At 57.4% G+C, this 20,641-nt stretch carries 11 protein-coding genes and 1 tRNA gene; 8 read left to right on the top strand and 4 right to left on the bottom strand.

Annotated elements, in window-relative coordinates:
- Positions 1-47 precede the first annotated feature (47 nt).
- A complete protein-coding gene (locus tag ACUZ9P_RS03510; RefSeq protein ID WP_449248660.1) occupies positions 48-1,442 on the bottom strand; it encodes a chloride channel protein in 1,395 nt (464 codons plus the stop codon).
- A 173-nt stretch (positions 1,443-1,615) separates the two neighbouring features.
- Here ACUZ9P_RS03510 and ACUZ9P_RS03505 point away from each other — a divergent pair.
- From ACUZ9P_RS03505 to ACUZ9P_RS03470, 8 genes are all read left to right on the top strand, one after another.
- Positions 1,616-1,691: transfer RNA gene (locus ACUZ9P_RS03505), tRNA-Phe, on the top strand.
- Between the two features lie 396 nt (positions 1,692-2,087).
- A complete protein-coding gene (locus ACUZ9P_RS03500; protein WP_449248659.1) occupies positions 2,088-3,512 on the top strand; it encodes a LuxR C-terminal-related transcriptional regulator in 1,425 nt (474 codons plus the stop codon).
- Positions 3,513-3,723: 211 nt separating this feature from the next.
- Positions 3,724-4,287, top strand: coding sequence for a TorD/DmsD family molecular chaperone (locus tag ACUZ9P_RS03495; RefSeq protein ID WP_449248658.1), 564 nt, complete (start codon positions 3,724-3,726; stop codon positions 4,285-4,287).
- Positions 4,280-6,550 (top strand): molybdopterin-dependent oxidoreductase, encoded by a 2,271-nt coding sequence (locus ACUZ9P_RS03490; protein WP_449248657.1) that lies wholly within the window; start codon positions 4,280-4,282, stop codon positions 6,548-6,550. Before ACUZ9P_RS03495 ends, ACUZ9P_RS03490 begins: the two co-directional genes overlap by 8 nt.
- Entirely contained in the window at positions 6,547-7,104 is a 558-nt protein-coding gene (locus ACUZ9P_RS03485) for a 4Fe-4S dicluster domain-containing protein (protein WP_022659675.1), read from the top strand. The genes ACUZ9P_RS03490 and ACUZ9P_RS03485 overlap by 4 nt, the downstream gene beginning before the upstream one ends.
- Before the next feature lie 4 nt (positions 7,105-7,108).
- Entirely contained in the window at positions 7,109-7,897 is a 789-nt protein-coding gene (locus ACUZ9P_RS03480; protein WP_449248656.1) for a DmsC/YnfH family molybdoenzyme membrane anchor subunit, read from the top strand.
- Positions 7,898-8,159: 262 nt separating this feature from the next.
- Positions 8,160-9,734 (top strand): alkaline phosphatase, encoded by a 1,575-nt coding sequence (locus ACUZ9P_RS03475; protein WP_449248655.1) that lies wholly within the window; start codon positions 8,160-8,162, stop codon positions 9,732-9,734.
- A 238-nt stretch (positions 9,735-9,972) separates the two neighbouring features.
- Positions 9,973-11,121: a YibE/F family protein gene (locus ACUZ9P_RS03470; RefSeq protein ID WP_449250230.1), complete on the top strand. Its 1,149-nt coding sequence runs from the start codon at positions 9,973-9,975 to the stop codon at positions 11,119-11,121.
- 106 nt (positions 11,122-11,227) lie between these two features.
- On the opposite strand, the gene ACUZ9P_RS03465 is transcribed toward ACUZ9P_RS03470, so the two are convergent.
- From ACUZ9P_RS03465 to ACUZ9P_RS03455, 3 genes are all read right to left on the bottom strand, one after another.
- Entirely contained in the window at positions 11,228-15,202 is a 3,975-nt protein-coding gene (locus ACUZ9P_RS03465) for a response regulator (RefSeq protein WP_449248654.1), read from the bottom strand.
- Between the two features lie 225 nt (positions 15,203-15,427).
- Positions 15,428-17,665 (bottom strand): methyl-accepting chemotaxis protein, encoded by a 2,238-nt coding sequence (locus tag ACUZ9P_RS03460; protein ID WP_449248653.1) that lies wholly within the window; start codon positions 17,663-17,665, stop codon positions 15,428-15,430.
- Between the two features lie 702 nt (positions 17,666-18,367).
- Positions 18,368-20,128: a HAMP domain-containing methyl-accepting chemotaxis protein gene (locus tag ACUZ9P_RS03455; protein WP_449250229.1), complete on the bottom strand. Its 1,761-nt coding sequence runs from the start codon at positions 20,126-20,128 to the stop codon at positions 18,368-18,370.
- Positions 20,129-20,641: the final 513 nt, after the last annotated feature.

The following is a 20,641-nucleotide window of genomic DNA, read 5'->3' as shown; positions in this document are numbered from 1 at the left end:
TATATGAATAAATTTTTTGCGGCATCGTGCGCCTTTTGCACGACCTTTCATTTTTGCAGTTGTGTTGCGCTGCCTGACGCATCGGTATCATTGCCATTTTTGTCGCTTGGGGCTGCCGCGCCAGCCAGATCAAGGCAGCGGGCGCGCAGACTGTCGTACACAGGCTCGGAGCGCAGGGCATTGGCGGTGAAGGCGGCAATATAAGCCGTGAGCACCACCGTGGGAATGTTGTGGAACGATCCTGTCATTTCAAGCAGCAAAAATGCGCCGGTCAGCGGTGCGCGCACGGAACCGGCAAAAAGGCCTGTCATGCCGAGGGTCAGCACCGTGGCGGTCTGTTCCGGGCTGATTACTCCGGCAGATTGCAGGCCCGAGGCAATGCATGCCCCGCCAATGGAACCCATGAGCAGCACTGGCATGAGCAGGCCGCCGGAAACGCCTGAGGCAAAGCTTATCCATGAAAAGGCCATCTTTACCGCCAGCAAGCCGAAGAGGCCCAGCAAGGGCAAGGGCAGGCTCTCAAGCTGCAAGGTGCTGAAGCCAATACCCACAAGCACCTGTGGGCAGAGGTAAAGCAACGCGCCCGCCAGAATGAAGGGCAGGAGCACGCGCAAGGGGCGGGGCATCAGGGGGCTGTGGTCGGCCCAATGGGTGAGGCGCAGCAGTATCAGATTATAAAAAGCGCCCAGAACGCCCATGCCAATGCCGACAAAGGGGATGATCCACCACTGCGTCCAGTGGATGAAGGGCTGTTGCGCAAAGGGGAACACCAGGCCGAATCCAAGCAGAACCTGCACCACAAACCACGCGGCAAGGGCGCACACACCTGTAAACAGCAGCATGGGGGCGCTGAGGATGGTTTTCATTTCTTCAAACGCAAAGAACATGCCCGCCAGAGGCGCACCAAAGGCGGCGGCAAGCCCGGCAACGCTGCCCCCCACAAGGTAACGCGGCAGGCTCTGCCCGCTGCGCTCGCCCCACAGGTGCCCTACGCCAGCCCCCACGGCTGCGCCCATCATGATGGAAGGCCCCTCGCGGCCAACCGACAGGCCACCGCTGAGGGAAACGAGCGTTCCGGCAAATTTGCACAGCAATACGCGCAGCCAGTTCATGCGCATCTGCCCGCGCACCATCAGCTCCACCTGCGGAATGCCGCTGCCGCTCACGAGGGGTTCAAGGCGCAGGGCCAGCAGTGCCAGCAGGGCCAATATCGCCAAACCGCCGAAAATCCAGGCGGCCACAACAGGGTCATAAAGGTCGTGCTGGCGTATGGTGTGCACAAGGGCGGCGTTGATGTGGTCGTAAGCAAGGCGAAAAAGGCCGATAACAGCGCCAGTGACGCCGCCGGTAACAAGGGCCTGCATGATGACGCGCCTGACGCCAATGTTGCGCAGTGCGTCGAGATCGCGCAATGTTGGGGGTATGGGGCTGTGAAAAGGCACGATAAATCCTTGATTTGATCTGTTGACGGGGGGAAGTATGGCCGGAAGAAAGCCATATTTCAAGCCGTTGTGCAAAATTCTTAAAAAAAAGCTTGCCAAAGTCAGCGCAAGTAGATAGAAGACTTTTCCAGCCGCTGTGAAAGAGCAAACGCTCTGGCGGCAAGGCCTAATGGGCCGAGGTAGCTCAGTTGGTAGAGCAGGGGACTGAAAATCCCCGTGTCGGCAGTTCAATTCTGTCCCTCGGCACCATATAGATTTCAAGGACTTATGCAGTATATGCATGAGTCCTTTTTCTGTTTATTCCCTGTTTTTCTCCCTAGCCTCTCCCTAGTCTGTGGGTGTGGATTTCACGTAAGTGTTATCTGTGCCCCTTATGCCCATTCCCTCCTGCCATGCATTCGGGCGGGAGCGCCCGTAATTGTACTTATTACAAGCCTTTCATCTTTGCATGTGTCGCCCCGGCCTTTCACGGTCTTGACAGAAAGAGTGATTGTGCGTCACATTTTTGTAAGCGTGCCGTTTCCGTTATTCGTTGCGCGTCCCGCCCCAGAACCACGCCCGTGATCTGTTCCACACCCGCAACCAGTCCTTGCCCTGAATCCCGCGTAGCCCCTCTTGCAAGCGTCCATGCGCGTTAAGGCAGCCATGTCAAAAGCGATTTCCCAAAGTCATACATCCCGCCCTGCGGAGCTAAACGCGTCTTCCGGTCTTTTTGACCTGAGCAGCGAAGAGTGGCGGAGTGCGCTTGGCGCGGTGAACCACTTTGACGACTGCGCCGAGGTCTTCCTCGGGCAATGGACAGTGCGCATGAAGGCTGCGGGCTACCTGTCCTTTACCACAGCCCGGCGGGAAGACTGCATGACCTCCTGCGACGGGCTGCTGGACGCGGTGAAAGGGCATGCCGACCGCAATACGCCGCCTTCTTTCGAGACGTTGCGCACCAATGCCGACGGCTGGGCCGACGCGCTGAAAAGTTCGGGCCTGCGCCATCTGCGGCGAGGCATCACCGGCAGCATGTTTCTGGGCTGCTACAAAACGTTTACCCTGGCGGTGCAGGATGCCCTTGAAGCCCTGCCGCGCCTCGCGCCTGAGGTAACGGAGCGCGCTGCGGCCCTGGCCGCGCGGCTGGTGGAGGTTTACAGTCAGGCTTTTGAAATCGTGTGGATGGAAACCTGCATGCAGGCTTCCCAGAGCGCCCACACCTTTGATCAGGATGATCTGTTCCGCCTGCTGACCGTGGAAAAGTGCCGCTTTGAAAACGTGTTCAACGCCACATCCGACGGCGTGCTGGTCATGAATTCCGCCTGTCGCATAGTCACCGCCAACCGCTCCTTGCGGCAGTACGCGGGTGAACATCTTGAAAACAAATACGTCTGGGATGCGCTCGGTCTGGAAGAAGCAGACGCCAAAGCATTTTTTGCCCGCTACAAGGTGGGGCAGACTGTCGAGATTTCTCCCTTTGGCAATGGGCTGGTGTTCCGGCTTTCCATGGCTTCGCTGGGCGACCTGAGCATGGCAAGCTCCGGCGACTTTTTGCTCCTGCTGACCAACATAACGCCGCACGTGCTGCACAGGGAAATGCTCGAAGACGCGGTGCAGCGGCAAACGCAGGATCTCCAGCAGGAAAAGCAGCGCCTTGAAGAGCTGAACATCACCCTGCGCAACGTGCTGCGCCATGTTGAGGAAGAGCGCTGCCAGCAGAGCGATGCGCTGGCCGAAAACGTGCGCAGCTTTCTGTGGCCCGCCCTGGCGGAACTGGGCAGGGAGCAGGATGCCTCGGCCCGCAAGCAGGGAATCGAGCTTGCGCGCGAGCAGCTTGAGCGCATCCTTGGCGGCACAGGCTCCGCGCAGGAGCAGATGGTTAAAGGCAAGGGGCTGGGCAAGCTGACCCTTGCCGAGCTCAAAATCTGCCAGTGGATCCAGACCGGACGCACGACCAAGGAGATTGCCGCCATCCTGCGCATTTCGCCGGAGACAGTGCAGACTCACCGCAGAAACATCCGGCGCAAGCTTGGCGTGCGCGGGCATGATACCCAGCTTGCCATGTACCTGATTACCAGTCAGGCCTGAGGCTCTGCCAGATCGCATTCCCAGCCTGACATTTCTTTGCCTCGCTCTCTCGTTTATCCCTTTCTACCCAATTCCGATTAATCGGGTATAGCTGTATACCCGATCTCTCACCAAACATTCACTCTGGCGCACAGCACACAGAGCGGGCATTTTAATAACGTATCAAAATGCTCGTGATGCCTCGCTTGGGGCATCCTGCCCGGAGGCTTGAATGTCCCCATCATTACCAGAAATGCAGACCCTGGCTCAGGCCCTGCGCGACTTTTTCAGCAGCGCGGATGCTGACGCGCTGGCTGCTGCGGCCACGCGTTTTGCGCCCGTTGAAACCCTACCCGGAACCCTTGACTGGCAGACGGAAGAATACGCCTTCAACCGGCTGTTTGTGGGGCCGCAGGCCGTGCCTGCGCCTCCCTACGCCTCGGTGTATCTGGAAGCGGAACCCCGGCTCATGGGCAATGCCGCAACGGATATGCGCGAAATATTGCAAGCCCTTGGCCTTGCCGCGCCGGAGGGCCAGCCGGACGACTTCATCGCCTGCGAGCTGGAAGCCTGGACTATGCTGACCTTGCTGTTGCGCCCCGAGTGCGGCGACCCCCTGCGCGCTCATGCCCGCGAGGCCCTTGCCTGGCTTGTGGATGAGCACATGGCGCGGTGGCTCCCCGCTTTTGTGGCAAGGGCGCGCAAGGCGGACGCGCCTACGCCCGCAATACAGGCGGCCCTGCGCTGTCTTGAATATTGGCTGTGTCATTGCACGCAAAGGAGTATGTATGCATAAATCTGATTGCTCAAAAGAACGGCGCGGCTTCCTTAAAGGATTGCTGGCGACCGGGGCTGCGGGCGCGCTTGGCGGCGTTTCCGGTTCGTTGCTCCTGCCTGCGCGCAGCGAGGCAAAACCCTTTGACCCCTCTGCCTACCAGGTGTTTCGCAACGCCTGCCCCCGCAACTGCTACGATACATGCAGCATTAAGACCTACGTCAAGGACGGCATTGTGCAGTTTGTGGAGGGCGCGCCGGAATCCTCCTTCACACAGGGGGCCTTGTGCGTAAAGGGCTATTCTTATCCCCGGCGGGTCTACAGCCCTGACCGCATCAAGTATCCCATGATTCAGGAGGGCCGTGGTTCGGGCAACTGGCGCAGAATCAGCTGGGACGAAGCCATGGACCGGATTTCGGACAAGATTCTGGAGCTGAAAAAAAAGGACGGCAACCTGCTGGGGCTGGGACTTACCAAATATTCCGGCAACTTCGGCATCACCAACTACGGCGTGGAAGGCATGATGTCTTCCCTCGGGTACACCAGCCGCTTTGTGGGTACGCCCTGCTGGCCTGCGGGTATTGACGCCCAAAACTATGATTTTGGCGACATGTGGTGCAATGACCCGGAAGACATGGTTAAGGCCAAGTACATCATCGTGTGGGGCGCAAACCCGGCGTGGTGTTCCATGCACACCATGAAGTACATCTACGAGGCCAGGCAGAAGGGCGCCAAGGTGGTGGTTATTGACCCCATCTTTACCCAGACGGCGGCCAAGGGCGATGTGTACTGGCAGGTGCGCGCTGGCGGCGATGGGGCGCTTGCGCTCGGCATGGCCCGGCATCTGCTGGACTCTGGTCATGTGGATCAGGATTTTGTCAAAAACCGGGCCGTGGGTTTTGACGAATTTGCGGCCTACCTGCGGGCCAACGTCACCGTGGAGTGGGCGGCGCAGGTTTCTGGCGTTCCCGCCCATGAAATCCGCGCAGTGACGGAAGAATTTGCTTCGGCCCACCCCGCGACCGTGTGGATTGGCTACGGTATGCAGCGCCACACCAACGGCGGGGCAATGGTGCGCGCCTTGGATGCCTTTGTGGCCATGACCGGCAACGTGGGTGTTGAGGGCGGCGGCGCTCGCTACGGGCATTTGCAAACCTGGGGGTTCAACTATCACGCCATGGCGCAGCAGCGCCCCGCAGGCTCCAAGGGTTTTGTGGGCGGCGGCGGTCCCAAGGGCGAATTTGACTTTGGCGGCGGTGAAAAGGCCGCCTATACCGACCGCTCCCTGAACATCAACAGGATTGCCCAGGAAATTCTGGATGCGAAAGACCCGGAGCTGAAAATGCTCTGGGTATCCTGCAAAAATCCCTTTGCGCAGGATTTTGACCGCAACAAGCTGGAGCGGGCCTTCAAAAAGCTGGATATGGTTGTCTCCGTAGAGCAGTTCTTTACGGAAACCGTGCGCCATTCCGACATCGTGCTGCCGGTGACAACGCTTTTTGAGGAATGGACGATCAACGTATCTTACTGGCACTACTGGCTTTCGCTCAACGAGCAGGCCATCAAGCCCATGCACGAGGCGCGGTCGAACATTGAAATCGCGGCGGCCCTCTCCCGCGCCATGAACCGCAAGGAAGCCGGGACGTGCACCTTCCCGCAGGAAGTGGACGGCAAGGAATGGATGGCAAAGGAATGCAACAAGGGCATTTACGACCTGTTTGGCATCCCCAGCTGGGAGACGCTGCGTCAAGGGCCGGTCAAGGCCAAACGCAAATCCTCTGCCGCATGGCCGGAAGGCACCTTCAAAACGCCCTCGGGCAAGTACGAGTTCAAGTCCGACCTATGCGCCAAAAACGGCTTCAAGGCCCTGCCCGAATTTGTGGAAGGTCGCAAGGCCAACGGGCCGTTCCGGTTGCTGACCCCGCATGTGCAGTTTGGCCTGCACTCCCAGTTTATCAATCTGGACTGGATGGAAAACTTCTATCCCGAGCCATATGTCTACATCCACCCCAAGGCGGCGCAGGAGCGCGGCATCAGGGATATGAGCATGGTCAAGGTGTTCAACGGCATAGGCGAGGTGCGCCTGCGGGCGCGGCTCAGCACCAACGTGGCTACGGATTGTCTGGTCATGTACGAGGCATGGTTCCGCAAGCTCGACTTTAACGTGCAGAACCTTGTGGACGATTGCTCGTCAGACATGGGGGCCATGAAAACCGGTTCGCCGGGTGTTGCCATTCACGATCAGTTTGCAGACGTGGTTGCGGTGAACGGAGGCTTGGCATGAGTAAAAGACGCGCGTTCTTGATGGATATGGATAAGTGCATTGGCTGCCGCTCTTGCGCCATGGCCTGCAAAAACTTCAACCAGCTGGAGCCGGACATGGTCTGGCGGCAGGTGTATCCGCTGGACGAGGCCATTTATCCGCACCACGACAGGGCCTTTCTTTCGCTGGCGTGCAACCATTGCGAGCATCCCGCCTGTATGGATGCCTGCCCGACGTCCTCGTACGAAAAGCGCCCTGACGGCGTGGTCGTGCACCACAAGGAAACCTGCATCGGCTGCACAAACTGCATCCGCTCCTGCCCTTACGGCGCGCCGCGCTTCAATAAGGCGGAAAAGCATGCGGAAAAATGCAGCATGTGCCATGAGCGCCTTGATGCCGGGCTGTTGCCCGCCTGCGTGCAGGGTTGCCCCACTGGCGCGCTGGAGCTTGTGGATCTAGAGCAGTTTGACGACACCAACGCCGTACAGAATCCGGCTGGCTATCCCGCCATGCCGCGCCTTAATCCTTCCACCCGGTTTATCCTGCCCAGGATGCCGCGTCAGGTCAGGGGGTAAAACCATGCATTACGAATTCCCTCTTGTCTTCTTTACGGTGCTTACCCAGCTTGCCGTGGGCATGGCCGTATTTGCGGCCTTTGGAATGCTGCGCCCGGCTGGCGGGGCCGTAACCTCGGCCCCCGGAAAGGCCGCAGGGGTTGGCCCTTTTGGCGGCAAGGAATGGTACGTTGTGGCCGGGGCCGCCCTGCTTGGGCTGGCGGCTTCCATGCTGCATCTGGCCCAGCCCTGGCGCGCCGCAACGGCGCTTACCAATATGGGCGGTTCCTGGCTCAGCAGGGAAGGGCTGGTCTTTGGCTTGTTCGCCGCGCTGGCCTGCCTTTGCTGCTTCAAGCCTTCGCGCTTGCTGTGCGTAGTCACTGCCGTGGCGGGGCTTGCGGGCATCATCATGCAGGGCATGACCTATGCCGTCATTTCCATGCCTGCCATCAGCAACGGCGTGCCCATGCTGCTCTTTGCCCTCACCAGTCTTTCGTTGGGCGCGGCCTTTGCGCAAAACCGGGTTGGAGTGCTGCGGGTGTTTCTGGGTATGCTCATGGCGGTGCTGCTGATTGTGCCCTGCGTGTGGGCCTCCGGCGGTACGATCATGCAGGCCACGGCCCATGCGTGGCTGGCTTCGCCCCTGTTCTGGGGCGGGCTGGCGCTGCTGGGCGCGGCCTTTGGCCTGACGTACGCTGCGCGGCAACGCGCCTGCGCGCTTGGCCTGCTTGTGCTCTGCGCCGTGCTGCTCAGCCGCATCGTCTTTTTCAAGGATACCATCCACACCGCAACAGGCCTTGGCTTGCCCTACTAACGGGCTGATGACGCCTTATGTGAACGGCCTGTCCGCAACTGCGGGCAGGCCGTTTTGCGTTGCCTTGCATGCCAAGGGTGCGGTAACAGGTTGCACATCGCCCGTCGTCACGCAACATGCGGCTGCCCGTAACGCAAGCGTCACCCGCATGGGCGAGCGTTAGCCCATTGCAGAGCCCGCAGGCAGCCTTGTATGGTTTTGGGGAAGGCTGGCCGATATTCGTGGGCTTTCCACCATCGCATTCATGCAGGAGGTTCGGGTCATGGCCCATTTTCGTTGGCACAATGCCGCACGAGCGGCTTTTGTTCTTTGCGTCATGCTGTTCGGCTTTATGGGGGTTGCCCATGCGGGGCAGGCCAAGTACGTCATTCTGCTCATAGGCGACGGCATGGGCATGGCCCAGCGCAACGCGGCGGAGCTGTATCTGGCTGCGCAGAAGGGCGACACCACCCCCGGCATCGTCAAGCTCAACATGAGCCAGCTGCCCGTGCAGGGCGCGACCACTACATATTCCATTGATTCGCTTATTACGGATTCCGCCGCCGCTGGAACCGCCATGGCCTGTGGCGTCAAGACCACCAATCGCGGCCTTGGCGTGGACGGCAAGAACGTGCCCGTGGTTTCCATTGCCGAAATGGCGCGCGACAAGGGCATGAAGGTGGGCATAGTGTCCACCGTGTCGCTCGACCACGCCACCCCGGGCGCTTTTTACGCGCATCAGCCCAGCCGCAAAAATTATTACGAAATTGGCCTTGAACTGGCCGCAAGCCGCATGGACTATTTTGCTGGCGGCGGTTTTCTTGATCCTGCGGGCAAAAAATCCAAGATGGAAGGCGACAAGCGCAACGTGCTGGACGCCATCCGCGCCAATGGATTCCACTATGTGAACAACGCGCAGGATTTCCGCTCGCTCAAGCCCGGCAAGGAACGTGTGGTGTTCGTCAATCCGCGCCTTCAGGACGAATCCGCAATGACCTACGCCATGGATGCCGCCAAGGACGACGTCTCGCTGGCCGAGATGTCGCGCAAGGGCTTTGAACTGTTGGATAATCCCAAAGGATTTTTCATGATGATCGAAGGCGGCAAGGTTGACTGGGCCTGCCATGCCAACGACGCCGTAAGCTCCATCACCGATGTGCTGGCTTTTGACGCCGCCGTGGCCGAGGCCATGCAGTTCATGCGCAACCACCCGGATGACACCCTGGTCATTGTAACGGGCGACCACGAAACCGGCGGCATGTCCATCGGCTTTGCGGGCACCAAGTACGATTCGTACCACACCCGCCTGAAAAATCAGAAGATATCCTACGTGGCCTTTGACGAAAAATTCAACGCCTTCCGTAAGGCCAATCCGCAGGCAAAGCTGGAAGACGTGCTGCCTCTGGTGAAGGAAAACTTTGGCCTCGTGGTGCTTTCTGATGCCCAAGCCGCCGCCCTGCCCAAGGATGGCGACGCCGCAGGCATGGTGCTGAAACCCTACGAGGTGGACGAGCTGCGCGCGGCCTTTGAACGCAGCATGAAGGGCGGCGACAGCAAGAACATTTCGGATCAGGATTACCTGCTCTACGGCGAATATGAGCCGTTCACTGTTACCCTTACCCATCTGCTCAACCAGAAATCGGGCATCGCGTGGACAACGTATTCCCACACGGGCGTTCCGGTGCTGACCTCTGCCGGGGGCGTGGGCGCTGATCGCTTTGGCGGGTTTTACGACAACACAGATATCTTTGCCCGCATGGCTGAAATCATGGGGATGAAGAAAACTGCCGCCGCTGTCAGCCCTGCCGCAAATATTGCTGCCAGCCCGGCAGTCAGCCTGGCGACAGCCGCCAACTAGCGTAGGGGAGCGTAATTTGCGGGCCGGGCGGCGGGGTTATATGCCTGCTGTCCGGCCTTTATTATGGCGCAAAATCGGTAAAAAGCGCGAGTGTAACGCAGGAGTCATCATGGCGCAGCAGGATGAAAAAGGAGTGTTGTCGGACAACCCGGCAGGCATACACGGAACAGATCAGGCGCATCCGCACATACAGGCCCAATCGCTGTCCACGGCACAGATTGGGGCTGCCGCGGTGCATATGCCCTTGCGCTCCACCAGGCGCGATGCCCTGCTGTGCGTGGTGCTGGGACTGGCCTGTCTTGCGCTGTACCTGCTGCCCACAGGTTTTGAAAACCGCCTGCCGGATAATGCGGTGCGCTGCCGTGCAACGGTGCTGAGCGTGGACAACGAGCGGGTGCATCAGTACGGCATTGTGCGCATGGGGACGCAATATGTGACCATGCGCGCCATCGATGGCCCCTATGCCGGGCAGACATGGCAGGCGGGCAATGATCTGGTGGGCAAGATGGAGCTGGATAAAGTATTCGCCCCCGGCGACACAGCCCTGATGGTGCTTACCCTGCGCGATGGCAAGGTGGCCGATGTCGTGGCGCAGGATCACTATCGGCTGCACACGCAGGCCATGGCCTTTGGCATATTTGCCCTGTTGCTGCTGGCCTTTGCCGGGGCCACTGGCCTCAAGGCGTTGCTCTCCTTTGTGTTTTCTGCACTGATGATCTGGAAGGCGCTGGTTCCGGCCCTACTGCGCGATGTAGACCCCATACTGCTGGGGCTGGGTGTCACCACTGCCATAACAGCCGCCACCATCCTGCTTGTGGGCGGCATGAACCGGCGCGGGCTGGCTGCCTGGCTTGGCTCCCTGCTGGGAATTGCCGCCACCTGTGCGCTTGCGCTGGCTTTTGCAGGGCCGTTCCAACTGCACGGGGCCGTGCGCCCCTATGCGGAAACCGTGCTCTATTCCGGCTATCCGCACCTGAACATGACGCGCATCTTTCTTGCCAGCATATTCATGGCTTCTTCCGGCGCGCTGATGGATCTTGCCATGGATGTGGCTGCCAGCATGGCCGAGCTGGCGGCGCAGAATCCCGGCATTTCCCGCCGAGCTGCGCTGGCCTCGGGCTTGCGGGTGGGCCGCGCCGTTGTGGGCACCATGACCACAACCTTGTTGCTGGCCTACTCCGGCGGCTACATTGCCACGTTGATGCTGTTCATGGCGCAAGGCATCCCGCTGGAAAACGCCCTCAACCTGCCCTTTGTTTCCGCTGAAATCATGAACACACTGGTTGGCAGTATCGGGCTTGTGACGGTTGCGCCCTTTACAGCGCTCACAGGCACATGGCTGCTCATACGGCCCGGGCATGCAAACAGCGCCAGCGCCGGGGCCTGAGGCATCGGGGCAGCGCAGCAATCGTAGCGCATCAGAGGCAGCTTGTTTGATGCAGTGTATGGGAAACAGTACAGAGGGGCGGCGCGAAGGGCGAGGAGGCGGGTTCCTACAAATCGACCGTTTGCCGGGGGACGCCCGCATCGGATTTGCGGCACCAGCGCATGGCAACTTCTGCCAGAGTCGTGGGGTCGATGGGCTTGGAAATGTGGTCGTTCATGCCAGCCTTGAGGCATTTTTCCCTGTCGCCCACCATGCCGTGGGCTGTGAGGGCAATGATGGGCAAATGGCGGAACCCTGGTGTGGCGCGTACCATGCGTGTTGCCTCAAATCCGTCCATTTCGGGCATCTGTATGTCCATGAATACGGCTGCGTATGCGCCTTTGCAAATCATATCCAAGGCTATGCGACCATTATCGGCGATATCCACCACAAGGCCCATGCCTTCCAGCAGCTCCTTGGCGACAATCTGGTTGATTTCATTATCTTCAGCCAATAGCACACGCTGGCCTTCCAGCCCCTCTATAAACCTTGGCAACTCGTTGCTGGCCAGCAGGTTGTCTGCTGTCGACTGGTTGCTGCGCGTGGCCTCCTGAATGGCGCGCAGCAGCGTTGTTCTGCAAACAGGCTTGCAGAGGACATTATTGATGCCCAGGGCTGTTGCCTGCGCATTGAGTCTGCCCAGATTGTGAACCCCGGCCAGGATAATGACGGGCATGTTCTGCAATTTTTTTAGCCGGGCTACTGCTTTCAGATTGATTTTTTCCGACTGGTTGCAATCGATCAGCGCGACTTCGTATGCCATGTCTGCCTTGGCGGCTTTTGCGGCAACGCGCGCACCCTGAGTGCCGTCTGCTGCCTCGCCGTATTGCAGCCCAAGGCCAGCAAGGGTTTGCCCCAGCTTCTCCCTCTGGGCGCTGTCGCTGTTGACCAACAGGACGCGCAGGCCAGAGAGCGCCTCCACCTCCGGCAGTGTGGCAAGGCCAGCCGGGGGCAGCTCAAAAGATGCGGTAAAGAGAAATGTGCTGCCCTGATCGGGCGTGCTTTCGACAGTGATCGTGCCACCCATCATTTCCACAAGCCTTTTGGAAATGGAAAGCCCCAGACCTGTGCCGCCGAACCGCCGTGTTGTGGACATATCGGCCTGCGAAAATGCGTGGAACAGCTTTTGTTTCTGCTCTTCCGACATGCCCACGCCAGTGTCGCGGATGCTGAAAAGCAGGGTTATTTTGTTGCCCACGGCTTCACACCGCTGCACCCTCACGCAAACCTCGCCCTGATCGGTAAACTTGATGGCGTTGCCCACAAGGTTGATAAGCACTTGCCCCAGCCGCAGAGGGTCGCCCATGAGGATGAAGGGAACGTCCGGCTCCACGTCAATCAGCAGTTCGACCTTGCTTTCGGCCAGCTTGACAATGTCGAGGCTTGCCAGCCCTTGCAGCACTTCGTCCAGCTCAAAGTCCACATTCTCAATATCCATGCGGCCCGCTTCAATCTTTGAAAAATCCAGAATGTCATTGATGATGCGCAGCAGCGATTTGGCGGAATCCTTGATGCTGGAGAGGTAGTTGTGCTGTTTGCCCGTGAGTTTGGTTTGCAGGGCGAGATAGGCCATGCCGATAACGGCGTTCATGGGAGTGCGGATTTCGTGGCTCATGTTCGCCAGAAATTCGCTCTTGGCGCGGTTGGCTTCTTCTGCAGCCCGCGCGGCCATTTGCATGGCCCGCTGGCTTTTTACAAGCTCTGTGACATCGCGGCAGTCTTCAATGGCCCCCAGCAGTTCCCCTTCGGGTGAAAGAAAGGGCGTAGCCACAATATCGCAGTAAATTTCATCGCCGTTCTTGCGGCGGCGCATGGTGGTTTCCGCAGCTTTGGGCGCGCCGTTAAGCACTCGCGTAACTGCGCATGTGGTGCATTTTTCTGAATTTTGCGTGTAGTCGGAACAGCGAACGCCGATCACTTCTTCCCGGCTGAATCCGTGCAGTTTCAGAAAGGCATCGTTGGCCTGCAAGACAATGTGATTGGTGTCCAGCACGCGCATGGCGCTGCCCGCGGCGTTGAATATCTGGGCCATTTCTGTCTGCGTACGCAGGGCCTGCCGCTCGGCCTTGCGTCTTTCTGTAATGTCTGTGGCAGTAATAACAATGCCAAAGATGTTGCCGCTGTCGTCCTTGAGCGGAACCTTGCAGGTATCAAGATCTCGCAGGTCGCCGCTGGCATTGCGGTAGGACTCTTCACAGGTAAGCGGCTCCCCGGTTCTCAGAACTTCTGCATCAGCAAGTGTTGCGGCAGCGGCAATTTCCGGGGGGAGGTTATCTTCGTTCTTCTTGCCGATCATGGCTTCTGCCGGGCGGCCTATAAATCGTTCAAACTGACGGTTGACCAGTACATATCTGCCAGCCGTGTCGATCAGCATGACCATGCTTGGCTGGTTGTCCATAACAGTTTTAAGCTGCCGCTCCCTTTGGCGCAGGGTGCTTAACGCAATCTGGGTGGCCTGGCTTTCGCGCGCGAGCCTGTGGTTGGCAATCAGCATTACGCACAAAAAACTGCCCACAAGCAGGGCGACCACGCCGCCCACCTGCTTGATGCGTTCCCAATCAATATCCTTTTCGAGCCGCAGACTGCCCCAGCGCTGGGCCATTTCCAGCAGGTTGGTGTAGGGGATGCTCTCATAGGCTTTTTCAAAAATTCTGGGAAGTTCTGGCCAGTCAGAGCGAAAGGCAATTTGCGCCGCATAACGCAGATCGGGCAGCCGGGTATGCCTGAGGTCGTTGCGCTCGCCGTTGGTCAGAAAAAAACTGACGGAAACAGAGAGGCCCACAACAGCATCGTAGCGCCCTGAACGCAGCCCATTAAGGGCATCGTCCATGACCTGCAAGGGAACCATAATGGCGCTGGGCACGAGTTTTTCCAACTGGATTGCCACGCCGGGATATGCCAGCACGGCTACGGTTTTTTTTGCAAGGTCACGGGGGCTGGTAACGGAAAAACCCGCATTGGCCCTGGTTACCACATCCAGTGGCAGATAGAACAACAGGCTGCATTGGTGCGTATTTTCGTGCGCAGGCGGCAGTTTTTCGCTGAAGGGCACCACATCTATCAGCTGGGTCGCCAGATCTGTGCTCAGGTTTCGGGTAGAAGCCTCGGGATGGGGGATAATTTCCACGCCCAGAATCCCTGCGACAGCCCGCAAAATATCAGCGCTGATGCCGTCAAACTGCCCTTGCTTGTTGGTAAAGGCGAGCGGTGCTCCGTCCTTAAGAAAACCAACGCGCCAGCGCGAATGCGTTTCGAGCCACTGGCGCTCATGCGGGCTGAGGTTCAGGGGGCGGCGCACCCTGTTTGTTTCCCGCATGGCGGGAACGCGCACCCAGTACTCCTCCAGGGCAATGAGTTCCGCACGGGGAATTTGGGCCATGCCCTGTTCCACAAGTTCCAGAGTGCCCATATCGCCTTTGCGTACGCCGGGCCGGAGGGTATCTTCCAGCAGAGGGAAAGGCTCTGTGGAAAATTTTTCGTTGAGTCCCAGGCGGTCGATGGCACTGATAAGCGGCAAGAGCGGCCCGGCAACGCCTTGAGCCAGGCCGCCGCCCACAGCCATGATCATGTCCTTGAAGGATGCCAGCGACAAAAGACGCAGGGTGGGGTAGCGGGTGCGCAGATGTGTTTCAAGGATGGTGCCCTTGAGGGTGGCGATAACCGGTGCCGGAGTGCTGTCCAGATCAGCGTTGGCACCCGAAGCCATAATGATCACGCCGCGCGAGGGAAAGAGCGCTGGGCCGAAATCCAGCAGCAGGGAGCGGGTGGCGGAGCGGAAAAGTCCGCCATGGATTTGCGATTGACCGGAGCGGACATCGGTTAGCAAGTCAGGCCATTCCCCCATGCGAAATTTGACGTCTCGCCCGACTTTTTCGCCCCATAGTCGCCAGATATCCACAAGCAAACCTGAGGGTTCGCCGAACATGGATACAAAAGAATAAGGCTCGTTTTCACGGGGAAGGGAAATGATGATCGGGGCTTGGCTGTCTGCTGCCAGAGCGGGGGCAGGAATTGCGGCGGTCGTAATGGATGCGATCGCCATAAAAAGCAATATTCCAGCAATAAAGCCGCGCATAGAATTCCTGGGCCGTTGGAGTTGCGAGTCTGTCAGGCTTGCCAGCAGTTTAAAAATATTATTTCAAAAAATGCAGCATCGCTGATTGGAAAATATTCTCCTAGGTTAATGCAGTGAAAGTGAAGGTGTGTCAATGGCTTGCCCGGCATCAGCGTGAGGAAGGGCCGGGCAAGCCATTATGTATTGCGCTATTTATTTCTGTGTTTTCATTTCATGAATAAGATTTTGCAGTACTTTTGACTGCTGCGCAAGCTCAGAAACGGCACTTGATGCCTGTTCCATTGCCTGTGCTGTTTCAGCAGAAATTGCAGAAACCTGTTCAACAGACTTGTTGATTTCTTCGCTTGCGGCAGATTGCTGCTCACTTGCAGTAGCGATTGACTGCACCTGGTCGTTAACCTGTTCGACAAGGTTGAATATCTGGCTCAAGGCTTCGCCGGAGCGTACGGAAAGATCTGTAGCGCTTTCGATGGTTACGGCAGCCTTGTCCACGTTGGCAATGTTCTTGCGGGTACCTTCCTGAATGTCGCGGATGGCCTGTCCCACTTCCTGCGTGGCGGCCATGGTCTTTTCCGCCAGCTTGCGCACTTCATCGGCCACAACCGCAAATCCGCGTCCGGCATCGCCAGCGCGGGCGGCCTCGATGGCGGCGTTAAGGGCCAGCAGGTTGGTCTGGTCGGCAATGTCGGCAATCACGTTCATGATCTGCCCAATACCTTCGGCCTGCTTGCCAAGGGCGTTCATGTCTTCCTTGATGGCCAGCGACTGATCGCGGACAGTTTCAATGCCCTTGACCGCATCGCTCACGATATTGGAGCCTTCAAGAGCCTTTTGTTTGGTCTGGGTGGAGGCGTCCGCTGCCTGCTGGGCGTTGCGGGCCACTTCAAGCACGGTGGCGTTCATTTCTTCCATGGCTGTGGCGGTTTCGCGCACACGGCCAGACTGCTCGTCCGCACCACGGCTCGATTGCTCAATCTGGGATGAAAGCTGCTGCGAGGCCGCAGTGACGATTTCCACCACGCCCTCAAGCTGCCCGGCAGCGTGCAGCATGCCCTCGGCCTTGGCACGCTCTGCCTGGGCCTTGGCGGCGTGGGCCTCCTGCATGGCGGCCTGCGCTTCCTGCATGGCTTTTTGAGCTTCCTCGCCCTTGGAGTGCGCCTCCGCGATCATTGCTTGCAGATTGGCGACCATTGTGCGCAGAGAGCTGGCCAGTACGCCGATTTCGTCCTGCTGGTTCACCACCAGTTCCCCGCTGAAATCGCCAGCGGCCACGCCTTCGGCGTAGTCCTTGGCCCTGATGAGCGGCCGCGTAAGCGAACCCGCAAAGAACCACAGGCAGATTATGCCCAACAGGGCCACGCCTGCGCCGACCATGATCTGATTTAAGGCATCGTTCTTGGCGCGCTCGTTGAGTTGCGCCTCAAGGGCATCGGCATCAGCCAGCACAACATCTCTGGGCAGTCTGACAAGTACTGACCAGAACTTGCCGGAGCGACCAAGCTTGACCGGGGCGTATGCCACAATGGACTTGCCGTCCACACTCAGCCCGGCATAGGCCTTGCCGTCACGCACATTGGGCATGACCTTGTCCGCATTGGGCAAGCCATTGCTCAATGCTTTGCCGACCATTGAGGCGTCGCCGCTGTTGGCAACTACCAGCCCATCATAACTGATAATGAATACATCGCCCTTGCCGCCGTAGATTTTCGCATCAACATCTTCAGCCATTTTCTGCAAAAAGGTGAGGCGCAGGTCTGTGCCGGAAACACCAAGGAACTTGTTGTTTTCCTTGACGGGCACAGAGATTGTGGTCAGCCACTCTGTTTTGCCCTGCACAATGTAAGGGAAGGGGTCAAGCACGCTTTCCTTGCCGGTTTCCCTTGGGCCAAGATACCAGCCGCCCTTGCGCACGCCGTTGGCGTGCTTGGCATCGCTTTCGTACTCCACAAGGGCCTGTCGGCTGATCTTGCCTGTTTCATCGCGGTTCCAGTACGTAATAAAGCGGCCTGATGCATCGTGGGCTTCTGTATTGGCGTAGAGGGCATCCATGCCGTCAAGGGCGTTGGGTTCCCATGCGGAATATGAACCCAGATATGTGGGGTTGTTATCAAGGTTGGCGCGCAGAATTTTGACAAAAAGATCACGCAGGTGTTCGCTGCCGATATTGGCGCGCAAGACCTCGAATATCTTTCCTGTTGTGCGGGCAGTGTCAATGTTGTCCTGGAGGGCAGTTTCCACAACGGAAGCTCTGTCAGAAACCAGCGATTCAAGGGATGAAATGGCGCTTTTTTCCAAGAGCTGCGAAACTTGGTCAGAGACAAATTCCTTAGTTTTATTGGTGGAATACAGCCCGAAAGCCATAAGTATGGCAGCCGTGGCGATCAGCCCAATGCCCGCAGCCAGCGCAATTTTTTGTTTGATGGAATGCATTATCCTTGCCCCCCCCTGAGATTGGCGTCGAAAGATCAGCGCAACGATTGAATCCTGCTACTATGAACAAAATCCTTATATTATTGAGTGAACAATCAGCATTAAATGGTATCCAGTTATATTATCGGCTGATTATGTAATAAGATTAGGGCGAAGAATATTGCTTGTAAAGAATGTATTTGGCTGATGCTAGTTGCAGGGGTGTGTAAAAAAAATTAACGAAATCGTATTTGTAATTAAATTGTTTAATAAAAATGAATAAATTTGAGTTTTGTTTATAGTAAATGTAGATTTAAAATTCTGAAAAAATATTGTGAATGTAGAAGCTGTATAGTAGCGACCTAATACTTGGCAACAGTGCGGGTTTTAACATTTGGGAATTGTTCTGCTGTGGCACTTTGATGCATTTTTGTATCGCGCGATATTGCGTCATCGGAGGAAGACGGGTCATCACAGCAAAAAGCGCGGGGGAGAATTGGCGTTTGTGTTGTTGATTATTCAACGCGCCAGGGAAGGAGGAGCCAGCTACGCCCCTGCTGCGCGAGGGCATATGGGGAGAGAGTTTTTTTACCTTAACTCGCAGTCATGCCGCCAGTGGCGGGGCAAACCCCGCATGAGGGGGTTTGCCCGAAAGGTGCCTGCAAAGCCGGAGGCCGATGGTTGCAACAGGCGATTCTGCACGGTGCAAAGCAGCAGTTCTGCCTATGCAGCTTCCCCCTGAGCCTTCATTTCAGAGATAAGGCGTTGCAGTACCTGCGATTGCTCCAGTAATTCGGAAACTGCGCGCGAGGCCTGTTCCATGGCCTGGGCGGTTTCGGTAGAAATGGTGGCGACCTGTTCCACAGACTGGTTGATTTCCTCACTGGCGGCGGACTGCTCTTCGCTGGCAGTGGCAATGGACTGCACCTGATCGTTCACGTGTTCCACAAGGGTGAGAATCTGTTGCAGGGAATCGCCTGATTTTACAGAAAGAGTGGTGGCGCTTTCAATAGACGTTGCCGACTTGTCCACGTTTTCAATATTCTTGCGGGTGCCTTCCTGAATATCGCGGATAGCTTGCCCGACCTCCTGCGTGGCGGACATGGTTTTTTCCGCCAGTTTGCGCACTTCGTCAGCAACCACGGCAAACCCGCGCCCGGCATCGCCCGCGCGGGCTGCCTCAATGGCCGCATTGAGGGCCAGCAGGTTGGTCTGGTCTGCAATGTCGGCGATCACGTTCATGACCTGACCGATGCCTTCAGCCTGTTTGCCAAGGGCATTCATATCTTCTTTGATGGCCAGCGACTGATTACGGACAGTTTCAATGCCCTTGACCGCATCACTGACGATATTGGAGCCTTCAAGGGCTTTTTGCTTGGTCTGGGAGGAGGCGTCCGCGGCCTGTTGGGCGTTGCGGGCCACTTCAAGCACGGTGGCGTTCATTTCTTCCATGGCTGTGGCGGTTTCACGCACGCGGCTGGACTGCTCGTCAGCGCCACGGCTGGACTGTTCGATCTGGGCGGAAAGCTGCTCGGAGGCGGTGTTGACAATGCCCACAACGCTTTCAAGCTGGCGGGCGGCCTGCAACATGCCCTCGGCCTTGGCCCGTTCTGCCTGCTTGCGGGCAGCCTCTGCCTCAAGGGTTGCCTGCTGGGCTTTTTTCGACTCTTCCGCTGCCTCCAGGCCTTTTTGTTCGGCTTCGGCGATCTTGGTTTTCAGCGTAGCTACCATGTTCTTCATGGCGCCAAACACGCCCTGTTCTGTGCGGGCCGGGTCAAAGCGCGCGTCCAGATCACCGCCAGCGATTGCCAGAGCCAGCTTTGAAAGTGAGGCGGGTTCATCGCCCAACTGGCGCAGCATGTTGCGGGCCATGAAAAAGCCCAGCCCAAGGCCCACCAGCACAGAGGCAATAATGCCAATAATGGTGATGAGGCGTGAGGTTTCATACATACGAGTGCTTTCGTGGTTCAGCTCATCTGCTCGGTGCAGTTTAAGTTCAACAATCGCCTGAATGGCTTGTGCAACGTCTCTCATGGCTTGCCGCGCCTGGGTGTTGGAGAGCTGTTGCGCCTGCTCGTTCATGGCGGCATCGCTTGTTTGCCCGAGTTCAATAACTTTTTCATGCAGGACAAGCCATGCTTTAATAGACTGGATCATTTTGTCGCAGAGCGCCTTGCCTTCACCCGATGTAAAATACTTGGGCAAAGTTTGCATCAGGGCCTCCAGCTTTTTCCTTTCCTCGGCGAGCAGCTGAAGGCAGCGCTGTATTTCACCAGCTTCATTGGTAAGAATGAGATTCTTTTCTTCTCTGATTAACCTTAGCACGGTTACATTAATATCCCGAGCGGTATTAAGCCCTTTAACATGGATATTATAAAGATTATCTATGCCATCAGAAAGATTGCTGAGGCTGCCAACTGAATATGTACCGATGGCAACTGTAAAGAGTGAAAGGAGCAATGAAAGTCCAAACAATTTTTGCATTGTAGAAAGCTTAATCATTTTCCCCTCCGCACGATGGATGTTGCCAGTTAATGGTGCAAAAGCGTCTGGGGGAACGCTTGTTAATGCAATCTCATTCGGCAGATCTCTAGTTTATCATAGGGTATAATACAAAAATAATTCCAGTTGTAAATGGTATTATATATTGTATGCAAATATTTTATATATGGTAGTAATCAATATTATAGAGACGTTGCGAGAGATGGGTTGTTTGAACAGTCAGCTGGCTGCTCCGTGAGGATGCGGATATCGTTGAAAAAGTCTGGATTGAGGCGCTCGGCAGATTATGGAGAAAGTTTTGCCCGGCGGGGGAAATGCTCGGGCTGCTTGACATATCCTTGCAAACCACGGCAAAGTGTTTTTGCCAGAGCTGGGTATCACGCGTGGCGGCAGCAGCCGTATTTGCGCGGGCCAGTTGGCGGAGGCCGACCCTGGGCCTCTCATAGACATGACTACTACGCCGAACCTGCTTCGGGTCCCGGTGTGTCGATAAAA

It is taken from the genome of Desulfovibrio intestinivivus (assembly GCF_053570665.1).
Note: the sequence above shows the minus strand (reverse complement) of the source record. Positions and strands in the feature narration are given on the sequence as shown.

Excerpts from the sequence above, each read along its gene's own strand:
- ACUZ9P_RS03500 (WP_449248659.1), top strand. The coding sequence starts at position 2,088 with ATGTCAAAAGCGATTTCCCAAAGTCATACATCCCGCCCTGCGGAGCTA.
- ACUZ9P_RS03495 (WP_449248658.1), top strand. The coding sequence starts at position 3,724 with ATGTCCCCATCATTACCAGAAATGCAGACCCTGGCTCAGGCCCTGCGC.
- ACUZ9P_RS03490 (WP_449248657.1), top strand. The coding sequence starts at position 4,280 with ATGCATAAATCTGATTGCTCAAAAGAACGGCGCGGCTTCCTTAAAGGA.
- ACUZ9P_RS03485 (WP_022659675.1), top strand. The coding sequence starts at position 6,547 with ATGAGTAAAAGACGCGCGTTCTTGATGGATATGGATAAGTGCATTGGC.
- ACUZ9P_RS03480 (WP_449248656.1), top strand. The coding sequence starts at position 7,109 with ATGCATTACGAATTCCCTCTTGTCTTCTTTACGGTGCTTACCCAGCTT.
- ACUZ9P_RS03475 (WP_449248655.1), top strand. The coding sequence starts at position 8,160 with ATGGCCCATTTTCGTTGGCACAATGCCGCACGAGCGGCTTTTGTTCTT.
- ACUZ9P_RS03470 (WP_449250230.1), top strand. The coding sequence starts at position 9,973 with ATGCCCTTGCGCTCCACCAGGCGCGATGCCCTGCTGTGCGTGGTGCTG.
- ACUZ9P_RS03465 (WP_449248654.1), bottom strand. The coding sequence starts at position 15,202 with ATGGCGATCGCATCCATTACGACCGCCGCAATTCCTGCCCCCGCTCTG.
- ACUZ9P_RS03460 (WP_449248653.1), bottom strand. The coding sequence starts at position 17,665 with ATGCATTCCATCAAACAAAAAATTGCGCTGGCTGCGGGCATTGGGCTG.
- ACUZ9P_RS03455 (WP_449250229.1), bottom strand. The coding sequence starts at position 20,128 with ATGCAAAAATTGTTTGGACTTTCATTGCTCCTTTCACTCTTTACAGTT.